Annotated in this window: 11 protein-coding genes; 4 read left to right on the forward strand and 7 right to left on the reverse strand. The window is 71.1% G+C overall.

Annotated elements, in window-relative coordinates:
* Positions 1–38 precede the first annotated feature (38 nt).
* The 4 genes from ACZ4K2_RS23895 to sfnG all read right to left on the reverse strand — a co-directional run bounded on the left by ACZ4K2_RS23895 (position 39) and on the right by sfnG (position 4,297).
* Positions 39–1,223 carry an SfnB family sulfur acquisition oxidoreductase gene (locus tag ACZ4K2_RS23895; RefSeq protein ID WP_467475793.1) on the reverse strand — a complete coding sequence of 395 codons (1,185 nt, stop codon included), beginning with the start codon at positions 1,221–1,223 and terminating at the stop codon, positions 39–41.
* A gap of 4 nt (positions 1,224–1,227) precedes the next feature.
* Positions 1,228–1,782, reverse strand: coding sequence for an NADPH-dependent FMN reductase (gene ssuE, locus ACZ4K2_RS23900; protein ID WP_467475792.1), 555 nt, complete (start codon positions 1,780–1,782; stop codon positions 1,228–1,230).
* A gap of 57 nt (positions 1,783–1,839) precedes the next feature.
* Complete coding sequence (locus ACZ4K2_RS23905; RefSeq protein ID WP_467475791.1) at positions 1,840–3,057, reverse strand: acyl-CoA dehydrogenase family protein; 1,218 nt, start codon at positions 3,055–3,057, stop codon at positions 1,840–1,842.
* 121 nt (positions 3,058–3,178) lie between these two features.
* Positions 3,179–4,297, reverse strand: a complete 1,119-nt coding sequence (gene sfnG / locus ACZ4K2_RS23910) for a dimethylsulfone monooxygenase SfnG (protein ID WP_467475790.1) — start codon at positions 4,295–4,297, stop codon at positions 3,179–3,181.
* 440 nt (positions 4,298–4,737) lie between these two features.
* Here sfnG and ACZ4K2_RS23915 point away from each other — a divergent pair, with 440 nt between their 5' ends.
* Complete coding sequence (locus ACZ4K2_RS23915) at positions 4,738–5,646, forward strand: LysR family transcriptional regulator (protein ID WP_467475789.1); 909 nt, start codon at positions 4,738–4,740, stop codon at positions 5,644–5,646.
* A gap of 91 nt (positions 5,647–5,737) precedes the next feature.
* On the opposite strand, the gene ACZ4K2_RS23920 is transcribed toward ACZ4K2_RS23915, so the two are convergent.
* Entirely contained in the window at positions 5,738–6,892 is a 1,155-nt protein-coding gene (locus ACZ4K2_RS23920) for a pentapeptide repeat-containing protein (RefSeq protein ID WP_467475876.1), read from the reverse strand.
* A gap of 214 nt (positions 6,893–7,106) precedes the next feature.
* A complete protein-coding gene (locus tag ACZ4K2_RS23925) occupies positions 7,107–9,734 on the reverse strand; it encodes a phosphatidylinositol-specific phospholipase C domain-containing protein (protein WP_467475788.1) in 2,628 nt (875 codons plus the stop codon).
* 321 nt (positions 9,735–10,055) lie between these two features.
* Between ACZ4K2_RS23925 and ACZ4K2_RS23930 the strand changes: the two genes are divergently transcribed.
* The 3 genes from ACZ4K2_RS23930 (at position 10,056) to ACZ4K2_RS23940 (ending at position 13,646) form a co-directional block, all read left to right on the forward strand.
* Positions 10,056–11,018 carry a helix-turn-helix domain-containing protein gene (locus tag ACZ4K2_RS23930; RefSeq protein ID WP_467475787.1) on the forward strand — a complete coding sequence of 321 codons (963 nt, stop codon included), beginning with the start codon at positions 10,056–10,058 and terminating at the stop codon, positions 11,016–11,018.
* A 733-nt stretch (positions 11,019–11,751) separates the two neighbouring features.
* Complete coding sequence (locus tag ACZ4K2_RS23935; protein ID WP_467475786.1) at positions 11,752–12,267, forward strand: GNAT family N-acetyltransferase; 516 nt, start codon at positions 11,752–11,754, stop codon at positions 12,265–12,267.
* A 227-nt stretch (positions 12,268–12,494) separates the two neighbouring features.
* Entirely contained in the window at positions 12,495–13,646 is a 1,152-nt protein-coding gene (locus ACZ4K2_RS23940) for a DUF418 domain-containing protein (protein WP_467475785.1), read from the forward strand.
* On the opposite strand, the gene ACZ4K2_RS23945 is transcribed toward ACZ4K2_RS23940, so the two are convergent.
* Positions 13,612–15,267, reverse strand: a complete 1,656-nt coding sequence (locus ACZ4K2_RS23945) for an aldehyde dehydrogenase (NADP(+)) (protein ID WP_467475784.1) — start codon at positions 15,265–15,267, stop codon at positions 13,612–13,614. The genes ACZ4K2_RS23940 and ACZ4K2_RS23945 overlap by 35 nt on opposite strands.
* Positions 15,268–15,331 lie beyond the last annotated feature (64 nt).

Raw genomic sequence — 15,331 nt, forward strand, 5'->3', positions numbered from 1 at the left:
GCGGGGCGCGCCGGCCGGGCGTGCGTCGGGCGAAGGGATCACAGCAGGCCGTGACGGGGCGGCCGGGTGCCGGTGAGGACGTGGCGTCCGATGTGCTGGATCTTCCAGCGCACCGGGTCGTGGAGGGTGTGGGTGCGGGCGTCGCGCCAGTGGCGGTGCAGGTTGAGGGAGGCGAGCGCCGACCGGGTGCCGGAGACCTCGAAGAGGGCGTTCGCGACCTCCACCGCGCTCTGCGCGGCCTGGACCTTGGCGGTGGCCACGGCGATCGACGCGGCCGCCGCCGTGTCGTCGGTCAGGTCGGCGCGCGCGGTGTCCACGGCGCGCGCGGCCTCCCGCAGCAGCGCCTCCGCCGCCCGCACCCCGATGGCGAGCTCACCGAAGCGCTGGATCAGCAGCGGGTCCTCGGCGGCCGTCTCCAGACCGCTTTCGAACCAGGGGCGGCTCTTCGTACGGACGAAACCGACCGCTTCGGCGAGCGCTCCCCGCGCGATGCCGGCGTCGATCGCGGCGTGCAGCAACTGGGCGACGGCGCCGTGCAGTTGCGGCCCCTCGAAGGTGAGGTGGTGGGGCAGGACCCGGTCGGCCGGAACGATCACGTCCGTCAGCCGGACGGTGCCGCTGGCGGTGGTCCGCTGGCCGAGACCGTCCCAGTCGTCCACGACCGTGACGCCCGGCGCGTCACTCGGCACGTAGGCCACGTGCGGCCGGTCGTCCCCGGCGAGGGCCAGCACGGGGATCCAGTGCGCGAAGAGGGCACCGGTGCAGTAGTTCTTGACGCCGTTCAAGGAGAAGGAGCCGTCCGGCCGGGGGCACAGGCGGGTACGGAAGTCCTGGACGTGCCGGGTGCCCGCCTCCGACTGGGCGTTGCCCAGCCGCTTGCCGGCGAGCAGTTCGGCGGAGAAGAACGCCTGCTGCTCGGCCGTGCCCTGCCGGCGGATGACGTTGACGTAGGCGAAGTGGCTCTGCGGGATCTGCGCGATGCTGGCGTCGGCGGTGGCCAGCAGCCGGAAGATCTCGGCGAGGGTGGCGGTCGAGACATCGGCGCCGCCGTGCTCAGCGGGGACGGTGACGCCGAGCAGACCCGACCGGGAGAGCCGGTCGAGTTCGGCGCGCGGCAGCCGCCGCCCGGCGTCGCGCTCGGCGGCACCCGCCCGGAATTCCTCGGCCAGCGCGGCGGCGACCTTGAGGGCCTCGGCGTCGTCGGCGACGACGTGCGCGGTCATGGGCTCAGCCCGCCGGAGCCAGCAGGGGCGTATGGTGCAGGGCCGCGGAGAACCGGTCGACGATGCGCTCCAGCGCCGCCGCGCCGGCCGGAGCGACGGTCACGGAGCCGTCCTCGCCCACGGTTATGTCCTTGTCGAGGATGAACCAGCCCTGCACTATGTGCGCTGCGCCCATGGAGCTGAGCACCGGCCGCAGGGCGTAGTCGACGGCGAGTACGTGTGCGGTGGAACCGCCGGTGGCCAGCGGCAGCACGGTCTTGTCGGCCAGCGCGTACTGCGGGAGCAGGTCCAGGAGCGCCTTGAGCACCCCGGAGTAGGAGGCCTTGTAGACGGGGGTGCCGACCACGACCCCGTCCGCCGCCGCGAACAGTTCGGTGGCCGCGACGATCGCGGGATGCCGGAAGTCCGCGCCGAGCAGGGCCTCGCCGGGAATCGTACGGACGTCGAGCGGGATCACCTCGTGGCCCTGGGCGGTCAGCCGCCGGTCGAGGTGGCGCAGCAGGCGGGCGGTGCGGGAGGAGGCGGAGGGGCTGCCGGAGACGGACAGGACGGTGGCCATGGGCTTCTCGCTTCGGGAAGGCGGGGCGCCGCATACGGGTGCGGCGCCCCGTGGTGGTCAGGAGTACCAGGTGGGTTCGGGCAGCGTGCCTTCGAGGACCCAGCGGCCGACCTCGCGCCGCTTGTAGGCGACGGGATCGTGCAGGGTGTGGGTGCGGACGTTGCGCCAGAACCGGTCCAGACCCTCGGCGGTGCTCGTGGCGCGGGCCCCGGTGACCTCGAAGATCCGGCTGGAGATCTCCAAGGCGACATCGGTGGCACGGGCCTTGGCCGCGGCCACCCGGACCTCGAACTCGCCGCGCGCCTGCTCGGTGACCGCGTCGGGGTCGTCGTGCAGCCGCTGGCCCTCGGCGGCGACGGCGTCGGCGAGGGCTTCCACGGCCCACAGCTTCGAGGTGAGGTCGCCGTAGACGTCGATGACGTACGGCTCGTCGACGGCGCGCTCGTAACCGCCGTGCAGCCACGACCGGGACTTCTCCCGGGTGTAGGTGGCCGCCGTCTGCAGGGCGCCGCCCGCGATGCCGAGGTAGAAACTGACGAAGACCAACTGGATGGTGGGGACGTTGAGGGTGTTGTAGACGCGGGGGACGAACTCACCGTCGACGTAGCCGGCCGCCGACGACCAGGGGGTGCGCACCCCGTCGAGGGTGACCCCGCCGCTCTCGGTGAGCCGCTGGCCGATGTTGTCCCAGTCGTCGTGGAAGGTCAGGCCCGGGCTGTCGGAGGGGACGATCGCGAAGACGTGCCGGTCGGTGCCTTCGAAGACCCCTTCCAGCACGGTGACGTCGGAGACCTTGCTGCCCGTGGAGAACGACTTGCGGCCGGTGAAGACCAGGTCGTCGCCGTCCTCGGTCACGACGACGTCCGCGTCCCGCGGGTTGACGGCCCCGCCGAAGAACCAGCGGTTGCGGGCCGCCTCGGCCTCGACGTGCTCCCACTGCTCGCGCGTGCCGACCAGCCGGGCCGCCCAGTTCCACAGGTAGTGGTAGCCCAGGAGCTGGCCGACGGAGCCGTCGGCCTTGGAGACCTCGCGGACCACGCGGTAGGCGGTGACCCAGTTCTCACCCGCGCCTCCGTGCGCGACCGGGCCCAGCAGGGTTACCAGGCCGGAGTCCTTCAGTAGCTGTACCTCGGCGTACGGGGTGGCACCGGCCCGGTCGCGGGCGGCGGCGTCGGTGGCGAGGACCGAGGCCACCTCGGCGGCGCGGGCGATCCACTCCTCGGCGGTCCGCGGGACCGGACGGGTCTGCCAGTCGGGCAGGGCGGAGGTGCTCATACGGGTACCTCTTTCGTGGTGCGGGTGGTGGCTGTGGTGGGGGCCGCGGTGGGTGGCTGTGGCGGGTGTACGCGGCTCGGGTCTCGGGTGCGGGCGCGAGTGCCGGATGGGTACGGGGTGGTCACACCGGTACGGTCGCGGGCTCCGGCTCTTCGTCGCCGAGCTGCGCCTCCAGCTCGCGCACCAGCGGCAGCACCCGCGTGCCGAAGTAGGCGACCTCCTCGTGGTAGTGGAGGAAGCCGAGCAGCAGAAGGTCGACGCCGAGCTTGCGGTAGGCGACGATCCGCTCGGCGACCTGCTCGGGGGTGCCGATCAGACCGGTGCGGAATCCGTCGTTGTACTGGACGAGGTCCTCGAAGGTGGAGTTCTCCCACATGCCCTTGCCGTCGGCGGTGGACCGCCCGGCCTGCTTGACCGCGGCGCCGAAGCCTTCCACGGCCTTCCGGTCCGCCTTGGCGACGATCTCGCGCAGCGTGTCGCGGGCCTCTGCCTCGGTGTCCCGGGCGATGAGGAAGCCGTTGAGGCCGAACTTCGGTGCGGTGCGCCCGGCCTGGCGGGCTGCGGTACGGACGTCGGTGAGCTGCTCGACGACACCGTCGAAGTCCCTGCCGTTGGAGAAGTACCAGTCGGAGACCCGTCCGGCCATGGCACGAGCCGCGGTGGAGTTGCCGCCCTGGAAGATCTCGGGGTGGGGACGCTCCGGGGTGTTGAGCGGCTTGGGCTTGAGGGAGAAGTCGCGCAGCCGGTAGAAGTCGCCGGCCAGCTCGGTGTGGTCCTCCGTCCAGACCTGGCGCAGGGCTCGGATGAACTCCTCGGCGCGCCGGTAGCGCTCGTCGTGCTCCAGCCAGGGCTCGCCCAGCGCCGTGAACTCCCCCTTGAACCAGCCGCTGACGACGTTCACGGCGAAACGGCCCCGGGAGAGGTGGTCGGCGGTGGCGCCGAACTTGGCGAGGACGCCGGGGTGCCACAGACCGGGGTGCACGGCGGCGATGACCTTGAGCCGCTCGGTGGCGAGCAGCAGGGCCAGGCTGAAGCTGGTCGACTCGTGCTGGTACTCGGCGCCGTAGCTGGCCATGTAGCGGACCTGACTGAGGGCGTACTCGAAGCCGTTGTTCTCGGCGAGCACGGCGAGTTCGCGGTTGTATTCGTATCCCCAGTCGGTGCGCTGTTCAATGGCGCTGGTGACCAGACCGCCGCTGACATTGGGAACCCAGTAGGCGAATTTGACGGGCGCGGGCATGCGGAACTCCTGTTGCGGAACATGAGAATGCGCAGGGGCGTGCGTAGGCACGGGGAAGAGCATGGGGAGAGCACGGGAGGGCCTGTCAGGCGAATTCACCGCGAGGAAGTCGCACCGGCCGGGGACGGCCTGCCGCACCGGGGCCGGGCCGGTCGTTCAGCAGGCGTGTGAGCCGGTCAGGCAGTGCGAGCGTGAGGGAAGAAGGCGGCGGATCGCGGATCAGGCCGCGGCGCGACAGGAGGTGCTGGAGACGCGTGCGAGGTCGACATGGCGTCGCCGCGTGAGTTCCAGTCGCTTCTTCATGCCGATGATGGTGGCAGGCCGTCACGCGGCCCGTCAAGGGAAACCCGACGCATTCCAGGCCGCTGACCATGGGATTTCACGATCCTGTGACAGGGTAACCCTTGAACCGCCCGCCGATTCGGACGCACGATGCCGAAGTGCGGACCGAACAGCTCGAATACATAGCGACGGTGACCCGGCTCGGATCTTTGCGCCGGGCGGCGGAGGAATTGCGTCTTTCGCAGCCCGCGCTGAGCGAGACCGTACGGAACCTGGAGCGGGAGCTGGGGGTCGACCTCCTGGACCGGAAGAGGACCGGGGCGACGATGAGCGCGGAGGGCAGGGAACTGCTGCCGCACATCGTGCGAGTGCTGGAGGCGGTGGACCGGCTGCGCGCCGCGGCGGGGGAGCAGCACCGGATCAGCCGCATGGTGCGGGTCGGCACGGTGAACGCGGCGACCGTGCCGCTGCTCGTGCCGGTGGTGCGGGCGTTCCGGGCGGAACATCCGCTGACCCAGGTCGAGGTGGTGGGGGCGCAGCAGACGGAGATCCAACGGGGCCTGTCCGAAGGCGCCTTCGACCTCGGCCTCGTCAACCACTTGGAGGGTGATGACACACCCGCCGACATGGACTCCACCCGTCTGCTGCGGGGCCGGCCCGTGGTGTGCATGCGTTCCGACAGCCCGCTCGCCTCGCGCTCCGTCGTGACCGTCCCGGAACTGCTGACGGAGCCGCTGGTCGCGATGCGCTCCGGTTACGTCATGCACCGGCTGGTGCACCGGCTCCTGGACGGCGCCGTCCCCGCCTTCTCGTACTCGACGGACGGCGCGGAGATGGGCAAGCTGATGGTGGCCGAAGGACTCGGGGTGACGGTCCTGCCGGACTTCAGCGTGGTCGGCGACCCCTTGCAGCGGCTCGGCACCATCACTTACCGGCCGCTCGGCGGTGACGTCCCCGCGGTTCTGCTCATGCTCCAGCGCCGCAAGACGGACTCCGTGCCACAGGCCGCGCAGGACCTGCACGAGGTGTTCGTCCGCCGGTCCCGGGAATTGGGCGGCGCGGCTTGACGTGTGAAGGGGTCTTCCTGGGGGCCCGGGGGCCCGGGGGACGCCGGTCAGACGGATCGCGGTCTCCGCGGACCTGACCGACGCGTCCTGGTCAGGGAGCGGACCGCAGCGGCGGTGCCTGCCACGTCATCCCGGGCGGCTGGAGCAGGGGCGAGGGCTCGGGTCCGGGGTCATCGGTGTCGACGACCCCGGCGGCCGTGTGGTCGAAGCCGGCGGGCCAACGGGTGTGCTCACTGGCAAGGGCCCCGGTCAGGCGTGCTTCGACAAGGTTGGCGGTGCTCAGGTCGGTGCCGCGCAAGTCGGCCATCCGGAGGTCGGCGCGGTGGAAGACCGCACCATGGGCGGTGGCCTTGCGCAGGTTCGCCTCGCGCAGGTCGGTCTCGCTGAAGTCCGCGTCACACAGGTCGGTTTGGACCAGCTTCGCGGCCCGGAGGTCGGCCAGGACGCAGCGGACCCGGCGCATGATCGCAGTCGTGAGGTCGGCGTGCCTCAGGTTGACCGAGACCAGGGACGCCTGGGTCAGATTGGCGTGGTACAGGCCCGCCGCCTCCATGCAGGCGCGGTCGAAGTTGACCTCGTGCAACCACAGTCCGTCGCAGTCTGCCCGACGCAGGTCGGTGACGCTGAGATTGACCCAGGACTGCTCCCGGTGCTTGCACAGCACACCGAGCGCGGTCAGCGCCACCTGGGCGTCGGCAGCGCGGGTCTCCAGGGGCGCGATGTCGTTGATGGGTACGTCCGCCGCCGGTGATTCCGGCCCGGCGGGTGGCCAGGGCAGGTGGGTGCGCAGATACGCGGCCTGGATGGAGATGATGGCCTCCCGGTCACGGGCGGACTGCTCCGCGATCCGCCACAGCGCGTGCAACCCGCCGATGCGCACATCCAGCTTGCCGCTGCCGAGCTGGTCGACGGCCCGGCTGAACCGGTCGGTGACGTAACCTTCCTGGGTGGCGCGCAATCCGTCCTGACTCACCCGTAGTTGCCGCCAGGTGGCGTACGCGCCGAAAAGCACGACCAGGCCGCCGATCACCTGTAGAAGCGTCGTACGGACGTCGTTCACCGCCTTCAGCCGATCCTGCGCGGCGACGCTCGCCCCGGCGAGATCGTGTTCGACCACCACCCCCGGCAGTACGACGAACACCGTGCCCAGAATGACAAGCCCTGCCCCGGCCAGCAGACCCGCGGCTACGCGACGCCTGACCAGCCGGCCGCGCAGTGGCCGCCGTCCGTGGCCCGGTTCCCCCATCTCCATGGGCATGAGAGCCTAGGCGTCGCTCAGAAGACGATCAAGAGTGCTGTGCCCCTGGGACGTGACATGAGAACGGCACCACGGGCTGGACGAGTTGTCCGGCTCACCTGATCGCCGCGCTGTGCTCTCCTCGATGCCTGTGGCCGAGCGCCCCATCCGGACGGAACGTATCCCCGGACGGAGCGCTCGGCACAGACGGCGCACCCGGTCGCTAGCCCGGGACCACCGTGTCGCTCATGCTGGGCTTTCCCTCACCCGACGCGTTCCAGGCGCAGACCAGGATCACGTACTGGTGACCCGCCGTGACCCCCGTGATCCTGGCGGAGCGGGCGGAGGCCGGGTAGCCGATGATCCGGGAGTGGTTCATCGGGGTGCTCTTGTCGTACACCCACACCGCGTACCGGACGATCGAGCCGCTGTGCGAGTCGGTCGGCGCCGACCAGCGCACGTCGATCGCGCCCGCGCCGGCCGTCGCGGTGAGCCCCGGCGGCCGCCCCGCCGTCGTCGGCGCCGCCTTGCCCCGGACCGCCGAGGACCACGGGGAACGGTTGGCCGAGCCGTCACCGGCGACCGCGCGGGCCCGTACCTCGTAGGTGTGGCCGTCGTAGGGCTGGTCGGTGAACTGCCAGGACATGTCATAGCGCGGGGCGCTCACGCCGGGCGCCACGTCCTGCCAGTCCGCGTTCGAGTCGGTGGTGACGTCACGCCACTGAACGTCGTAGGTGTGCGCGCCGAAGACCTTGTTCCAGGTGGCGGTGACGCCCTGCTGGGTGCCGTCGAACTTCATGCCGGACGGCGTGGCGAGCGACCGGCCGGGTGCGCTGTCCGGTACCTCGGGCGCGGCGGCGCCGATGCCGAACTCCTGGTGCAGCACGGTGCCGAACGCCTGGGCGATGCGGTACTCGCCGAGGGCGTTGGGATGCAACCCGTCGTAGGTGGTGGCGCAGGTCGTCGCCTTGGGGTCGCAGCCCATCGCCTTGTCCAGGTCGGCCAGCTCCACCGGCGAGGCGCTGGTGCTCCAGCCGGGGGCCGCCTTGGCGAGGGCCGCGTTGTAGTCGCTGATGCGCTGGGGGAGACCGGGGTTCGCGTCGCCCAGGGTGGTCCGATGGGGGACGTTGGCCAGGACGATCCGCACGTCCGGGTTGACCGCCCGCGCGTTGTCCACGAACTCCTTCATGGTGCCGACCAGATCGGCGCCCGCCCCGTACCAGCCGATGTCGTTGAAGCCCAGCTCGACCAGGAGCAGGTCGGGCGTCCGGCCCTTGGCCTTCAGCTCCTGCATCACCGGCTTGATGGTCGGCGCGGTCCGGGTCAGTGAACGGCCCCAGAGGGCGTAGTGATCCGAGCCGCCGGCGGAGAACCCGGCGTTCACGTCCTCGGCGTACTCGCCCTGGACGCGCGGGTCGCCCGGACCCGGCTCCGTGGACTCGCCGCCGCCATCGCTCTCGCCCAGTGCCGGCGGCCGCGGCGGCTGCGCGTCGGCTTGCTGTACGGTGCCCCGGTACGGTCCGACGAAGGTGACCGGCCACTTCTTGCTCCTGGCCCAGTCCCACAGCCGGTAGCGCCAGGTGCGGTCGCCCTCGTACCCGTGGCTGATGGAATCGCCGACCACCATGACGTCGCGGATGTCGGTGTGCGTCACGGAGTTGCGGGCGATGATCTCGTCGATGAGCTCCCCGCCGGGGAAGTCCATCATCATGACGCCCGTACGGTCCAGGTCGGACCGCCCGCCGAACCGGTCGTCGCGTCCGGCGTAGAACTCCGGGCACCGGTCCTTCTCGGCGCGCAGGCACTGGATGAGGAAGTTGTTCACACCGGTCGCCGTCGGGGTGCCGCCCGCCACCGTGTAGGGGTGGACGCCGGTCCCGGAGCCGCTGGTGTAGTTCAGATACAGCGCGTCCTGCTCGTAGTCGTGCTCCTTCTCACCGGGGCGGCTGCCGTCCCAGGTGCCGTTGGTCCGGCGCAGGTGCGCGCGGACCTTCTCCCACTTGTCGTCGATGTCGCTGATGGTGGACAGCTCGAAGTCGTCCTGCACGTACTGCTCGTTGGAGCCGCCGGCCGGGTAGGGCTGCTCGAGCCCGTAGCCGTCGAAGATGCCGCCGCCGGTGTTCCGGTAGCCGAGGAGCACGACCTTGCCGCGTACCTCGCCGAGCGTCGGGACGCGGCTCGACTGGCTCCTGCCGGTGACCGAGGGGCCCCAGAACAGGTTGCGCCAGGCGGTCGACGGGGTGCTCTCGTCACCCTCCCCGGTGTACGAGCGGCCGTCCAGATAGGAGTCGAAGATCTTCTTGCGCCACTCGTCGGTCCCGAACCCGCCGGCGTCCTTGCAGGAGAAGGTGGAGCCGGTGCACTCCGCCTTCAGGTTCATCAGGACGGTTTCGCCGGGGTGGTCGCTCAGGAAGTCGTGGGTGGCGTTCAGTACGTCGGTGAAGTTGGCGTACTGATAGGTGGCGCCGTGGTGGACGGTGAACTTCAGCCCTTCGTCCCCCTTGTCGACCCGGACCCGGATGTCGAGTGCCCGGATGCCGGCGTCGAACTGGGTGGTCAGGGTCTTCGCGCTGAAGCCGTGGTTCTCCTGCGTCTGGGTGATGCTGGTGACGATGCCCGAGCACTGGTCCGAGTCCGGGTCCGGTGTGTCCCCGCAGAGCGCGAGGCTGTCATGGGTGCCGGGCACCGAGAGCCAGGCGAGGTTGGTCCCGTCCGGGACGCGTGACATCCAGTCGACGTTGGCCGCGGAGGCTTCGGTGATGCTGCTGTAGTAGTCGTTCGCCCGGGCGGGGGTGGCGGAGAGGAAGACGCCGGATACGGACAGCAGCAGGGCGAGGAGCACACCGAGCACGGTGCTCCTCGCCACCACCGTCGGCCGGCGCACCAGGGATCTTCGGGATGAGCGGGTCTGGCGTATGACGGTGATCACTTCCATCCTGGGCGGATCGGTCGGTCGACTGGAGAGCCGCGCGTGCGCGCGCGAGTCGTCCGGCGAGATATGTGATGATCCCCTTGTCGGGCTCGCCGGTTGGTGATCACAGCATGCCCGGGACGTCCGTCCCGGGCCGGCCCGGACGGCAGTTCCGGGATGCCGGGACGTTCCGCATCCCCTGACCAGGCGGGATGTGGCCGCATGGGACACGGGGTGGGACGTGTGGGTGGGATGGGGACGGTGAGGGACTCCGGTACGGCGGCCGGGCTGGGCGAGATGCTGCGCTCGCTGAAGGAGCGCGCGGGCCTCAGCTACGGCGCTCTCGCGGGCCGCATGCACCTGGGTACCTCGACGTTGCACCGCTATTGCACCGGTGACTCGGTGCCGGCCGAGTTCGCCCCGGTCGAACGCTTCGGCCGGATCTGCCGGGCGGACCCCGAGGAGCTGCTGGAGCTGCACCGGCGATGGGCGGTGGCGGACGAGGCGCGGCGCGGGAGGGCGGCGAGCCCGCCGGAGGATGCGCAGGTGGCGGTGCCCGCGCCGGTACCGGCCGTCCAGAGTCCGCCGGCCGTTGCGGGGCCGAGGCCGCGAGCCCGCCAACTCGTCTCCCGGTACGTCCTGCTGGGGGTCGCCGTGGTCGCCCTCAGTACCTCCGGAGCGCTGGTCATCGACCGGTTCCGCGCCGAGTCGGTACCGGACCCGACGGTCCCGGCCATCATGGTGCCCGACCCGTCGACCGAGGAGGTCGGGGCGGCCGGAGGGAACGTCCCCCTCTCGGTGGCCGTCGTCCCGTCCGACGACGACTGCCCCCGGACGGACGGCACTCGGACCCGTCCCACGACATTCCGCCTGCAGGTGCGAAGTACGGCAGAGGGCCCCGTGACCATGACCGCCATGGACGTCCGGGTACTGTCCGCCGAGGCCCCTCCCGCCGAAGTCACCTATGCGGACTGCCAAGGCGCAGACGCACAGCATCCGTTCGCTGTGGACCTGGACGCCCCCGAGCCCCGGGCCGTGAGCCCGAGGCGCGGCTTCCCGTACGAGGCGTCCGCCGGGACCCCCCTGGTCCTGGACGTCACCGCGCACACGTCGAAGAGTGAGGTGCGCTGGTACCTGGAACTGAGCTGGACCCGGGGATCCCGCTCGGGCACGCTACGGATCGACGACGGCGGTCACCCGTTCCGCACCGGAGCGGTGAAGTAGCGCCGCCCTCGCCCCGCATGTTGGCCCGCCGGTTCGTCGCCGAGACCGGCACCACGCCCTTGCGGCGGCTGCCGGCGGCGCCTCGACGGAGCCTGGCCGGCCACCGCCGCTACGATTCTTCCGCCCTCGTGCGGACCCTGCGGGAACTGGGCGTGGGCCTGCCCTTGAGGTCGCCGAGCTGGATCTGCCGCTGCCCGAGGTGGCCGCGGCGCACGCCGGGGCCCCGGCGGTACGGATCCGCGTCCCGCGCCTGCGGCACGCCGTGCTCACGGTGGGGCCGAACGCGGACCGACTCCCGACGAGGCCGATCTCACGCACCGACCCGCCCGGCTCCCCACGCGCACCTCTTCCGACCTCGCCCGCAACGGCTGGCTGTGGCCGAACGCGCCGCGTCCGGCGGACGGGCGTGACCGGAACCGCTCGGCGCTGCCCGGCGTCGTCACCACGGCCGGGCACACGTCGATGACGTACGCGGGTGTCACCAGCGTTTGGGGAGCCCCCGGCCGCGCGCACGGCTGTGATCTGGAGCGCGTCATCGCCGGGGGTACGAGCGGTCCGTTCGCCATCGTCCGGCCACGGACCAGGGCCACCAGGGGCACCGGACCCCGAGCCGCCGTCCTCGCGACGGTCTTCGAGCCGGTCGAGTCGCAGCACCGGTGGCGCGCGCTCTGGTCCGGGCCGGCGCCTGCTTCGGGCGCGGCATACTCGTCGAACATCCCGACCAGGAGGCAGCGTGATCACCCTCGAGCCCGGAACCATCCACACCGACCGGCTGGCCTTGCTTCCCCTGCGGGTCGAGCACGCCGACGAGATGGCCGCGGTGTTGTCCGACCCTGACCTGCACACCTTCATCGGCGGCACCCCGGACACCGCCCAGGATCTGCGCGCCCGCTACGAACGCTTGGTGACCGGCTCACCCCGCCCGGGCGAATCCTGGTGCAACTGGGTCATCCAGCTCCGCGACCCCGCCTGCCTGACCGGCTATGTCCAGGCGACGGTCACCGCCGACGACCGCGGAACCGCTGCGGAGATCGCCTGGGTGGTAGGGACCCGCTGGCAGCGGCGCGGCATCGCCACCGAGGCCGCCCAAGGACTCGTCGCATGGCTCCGGAACTATCCGGTGCACACGGTCATCGCCCACATCCACCCGGACCACGAGGCATCCGCCGCCGTCGCCACCGCAGCCGGCCTTACCCCCACCGACCAGTGGCACGACGGAGAGGTCGGATGGCGGCTCACGATCAGTTGACCACACACATCCCCCGCTTCGCTCCCGATGAGCAGTGTGCAGCGTGAGGTCACTGGTCACGGGTCTGCTGTGCGCTGGGTTCGTGGTTGGTGAGGACCAGCATGGACCTTGCCGAGCGGCCGGCCACCGTTAGGGCCGGCCCCGCCCCGACCGGTAGGGCCGGCCCCACCACGGAATGTCGGGTGCACCGGCTCCTGCCAGGCCCCCAGCGTTCCTAACGTTCTTGCATGACGGAAACGCTGCGACCGCGCACTTCCACCCGATTGATTGATGTCGACGCGCTGCGCGGGTTCGCGCTGTTCGGCATCCTCGTCGTGAATCTTGCGTACTTCGCCTCCGGCTACCCGTTCCACCTCGTCGCCGATCCGGCGCACGGCTCCTGGCCGGACGACTCCGTCGAGTTCGGGGTCCGGTTGCTGTTCGAGATGAAGTTCTACCTACTGTTCTCATTCCTGTTCGGCTACAGCTTCACCTTGCAGCTGGCCGCCGCGGGCAGTGCCGGCGCGAACTTCACCGCGCGGTTCGTCCGCCGGCTCGGCGGCCTGCACGCGGTGCTGTTGTTCCAGGGCGACATCCTGGCCACCTACGCGCTGCTTGGCCTCGTTCTGCTTGCCGTGCACCGGATCCAGCCGAGGACTGCGGTCATCGCCGCAGGGACGATCGTCGGTGTCATGGCGGTCGGGATGGCCGTGGCTGCGCTGACCGGCGTCGAACTGGTCACCGACCAGGACGCCGCGCTCGCCGGCGGTCGCGCGTCGACCGACGCGCTTGCCGGCGGCCTGGGATCGGTGATCGGCGAGCACCTGCGCTCGCTGCCGGCGATGGCCGGAAGTCTTGCCGTGCAGGGCCCGCTCGCATGTGCCGCGTTCCTTGTCGGGCTGGCCGCCGGGCGGCTGAAGTTGCTTGCCGACGGGGTCGGCAGGCACACGGTCGCGCTGCGCCGACTGCAGGTGGTCGGGTACCCGTGCGGGCTCGCCGGCGCGCTGGTCTTCGCGATCGATGGCGGCACCACCAGCCCGGCCGGGCTGGCGGCGAGCATCCTGACCGCGCCGTTGCTGGTCAGCGCCTACGTGGCGACCCTGCTACGGGTGTTCGCCACCCCGCGCGGCGGCCGGCTGGCACGGGCGCTCGCGCCGGCCGGCCGGATGGCGCTGTCGAACTATCTCGGTCAGTCCCTGCTGGGCGTGCTGATCTTCACCGGCGTAGGGCTCGGACTGACCGGAGACACGCCGCCGGCGGTCGTGCCGGTCGTCGCCGTCGGCATCTTCGCGGTGCAACTGGAGCTGAGCCGACGCTGGTTCGCACGGTACCGATACGGCCCGGCCGAATGGGTGCTGCGGGCTGTCACGAACGCGGAGCGTCCCCGGATGCGCCGCTGACGTCTGCCGACAGGTCACACACAGATCCAGTCGCCGATACCTCGTTGCGGGGGGCGAGTTCGCCGTCCAGGAGCCGGGTGAGGCCAAGCGGGTTGTCGGAACGCAGTTCCGGGGGCAGGAGCGGGTCGGGAAAGGACTGGTAGCAGACCGGCCGAAGCCAGCGTTCGATCGCCAGGGTTCCGACGCTCGTCGTCGTGGGCGAGGATGTCGCGGGCCATGGGCCACCGTGCACCATGGCGTGACACACCTCGACCCCGGTCGGCCAGCCACCCCACAGGATGCGTCCGGCGCGTTCTTCCAGGACGGGCAGCAGACGTTGGGCCGTGGTCAGGTCGTCGTCGGTGCCGTGCAGGGTGGCTGTCAGCTGTCCTTCGATGCCTTCCACGAGCGCGGTGAGTTCGGCGGCGTCGGACCAGCGCACGATGAGTCCTGCCGCGCCGAAGACTTCACCGGTGAGGTCCTCGTGGGCCGAGTAGGTGGCGGCGTCGCACGTGAGGACGACGGGGGAGGGCGCGTACGGGCTCTCCCCGGGCACCCCTTGGGCGACGAGGGAGACACCGTTGACGGACGCCCACCGCTGCATCCCGACGGTGAAGGCGTCAGCGATACCCGGGGTGAGCATGACCTGTCCCGTCGTGTGGGCCAGCGTGTCCGCCACAGCCTTGCAGAAGGCGTCGCCCGCGTCGCCTGCCGGCAGCAGTAGCAGACCGGGGTTGGTGCAGAACTGTCCCGAGCCGTTGGTCAGCGACGCCACGTACCCGGCGGCGAGGGGCACGGGATCGGCCAGGGCGCCATCGAGGACGATCACGGGATTGACGGCTGACATCTCGGCGTGGACGAGGATGGGTACGGGCCGGGCGTTGGCGGCTTCGACCAGCGCAAGCCCGCCGGCCCGTGAGCCGGTGAATCCGACGGCCGCGATCCGCGGGTCGCGGACCAGCGCCTGACCGACCTCGGTGCTGCGGCCGACCAGCAAGGAGAAGACACCCGCGGGCATGCCGGTGCGCCGGGCGGCCGCGGTGACGGCGCGGCCGACGAGCTCGCACGTGCCGGGATGTGCCGGGTGCGCCTTGGCGATGACCGGGCAGCCGGCAGCGAGCGCGGACGCCGTGTCACCGCCGGCGACGGAGAAGGCCAGCGGGAAGTTGCTCGCACCGAAAACGGCCACGGGGCCGACGCCGATCCTGCGTAGGCGCAGATCCGGCCGGGGAAGCGGCTGGCGCTCGGGGAGGGCGGGGTCGACACGGACACCGAGAGGGTCCCCGTCCCGGATGAGGTCGGCGAACATGCGCAATTGCCCGCAGGTGCGCCCGCGTTCGCCGGTCAGGCGATTGAGCGGTAGCCCGGACTCGCTCGCGGCGAGCTCCAGGAGGTCACTGCCCAATGCCTCGATCTCCTCCGCACAGGCGTCCAGGAATGCGGCACGCCGGTGCGGGGACAGGGCCCGGTAGTCGCGTGCGCAGCTCGCGGCGAGCTCTGCCGCTCGCGCGACATGCTCCGGTGAGGCGTCGCGCAGCCGTGGCCCCCGGGGCTCGCCCGTCGCCGCCACAGTGCCACGCCATGCTTCGCCGGCACCGGGAATGTCATGCCCGGCAACGATCGAGTTTCCGGTCAGGTTCACAGAGCTTCACCCTCGTCCACGTCTCGAACAATTACGCCGTGCACCGGCGTTGTCTTGGCACCGA

The organism is Streptomyces sp. NPDC025833 (assembly GCF_055558055.1).

Coding starts and splice junctions, on each gene's coding strand:
- sfnG (WP_467475790.1), bottom strand. CDS start 4,297: ATGCCCGCGCCCGTCAAATTCGCCTACTGGGTTCCCAATGTCAGCGGC.
- ACZ4K2_RS23905 (WP_467475791.1), bottom strand. CDS start 3,057: ATGAGCACCTCCGCCCTGCCCGACTGGCAGACCCGTCCGGTCCCGCGG.
- ACZ4K2_RS23895 (WP_467475793.1), bottom strand. CDS start 1,223: ATGACCGCGCACGTCGTCGCCGACGACGCCGAGGCCCTCAAGGTCGCC.
- ACZ4K2_RS23940 (WP_467475785.1), top strand. CDS start 12,495: ATGACGGAAACGCTGCGACCGCGCACTTCCACCCGATTGATTGATGTC.
- ssuE (WP_467475792.1), bottom strand. CDS start 1,782: ATGGCCACCGTCCTGTCCGTCTCCGGCAGCCCCTCCGCCTCCTCCCGC.
- ACZ4K2_RS23920 (WP_467475876.1), bottom strand. CDS start 6,892: ATGGGGGAACCGGGCCACGGACGGCGGCCACTGCGCGGCCGGCTGGTC.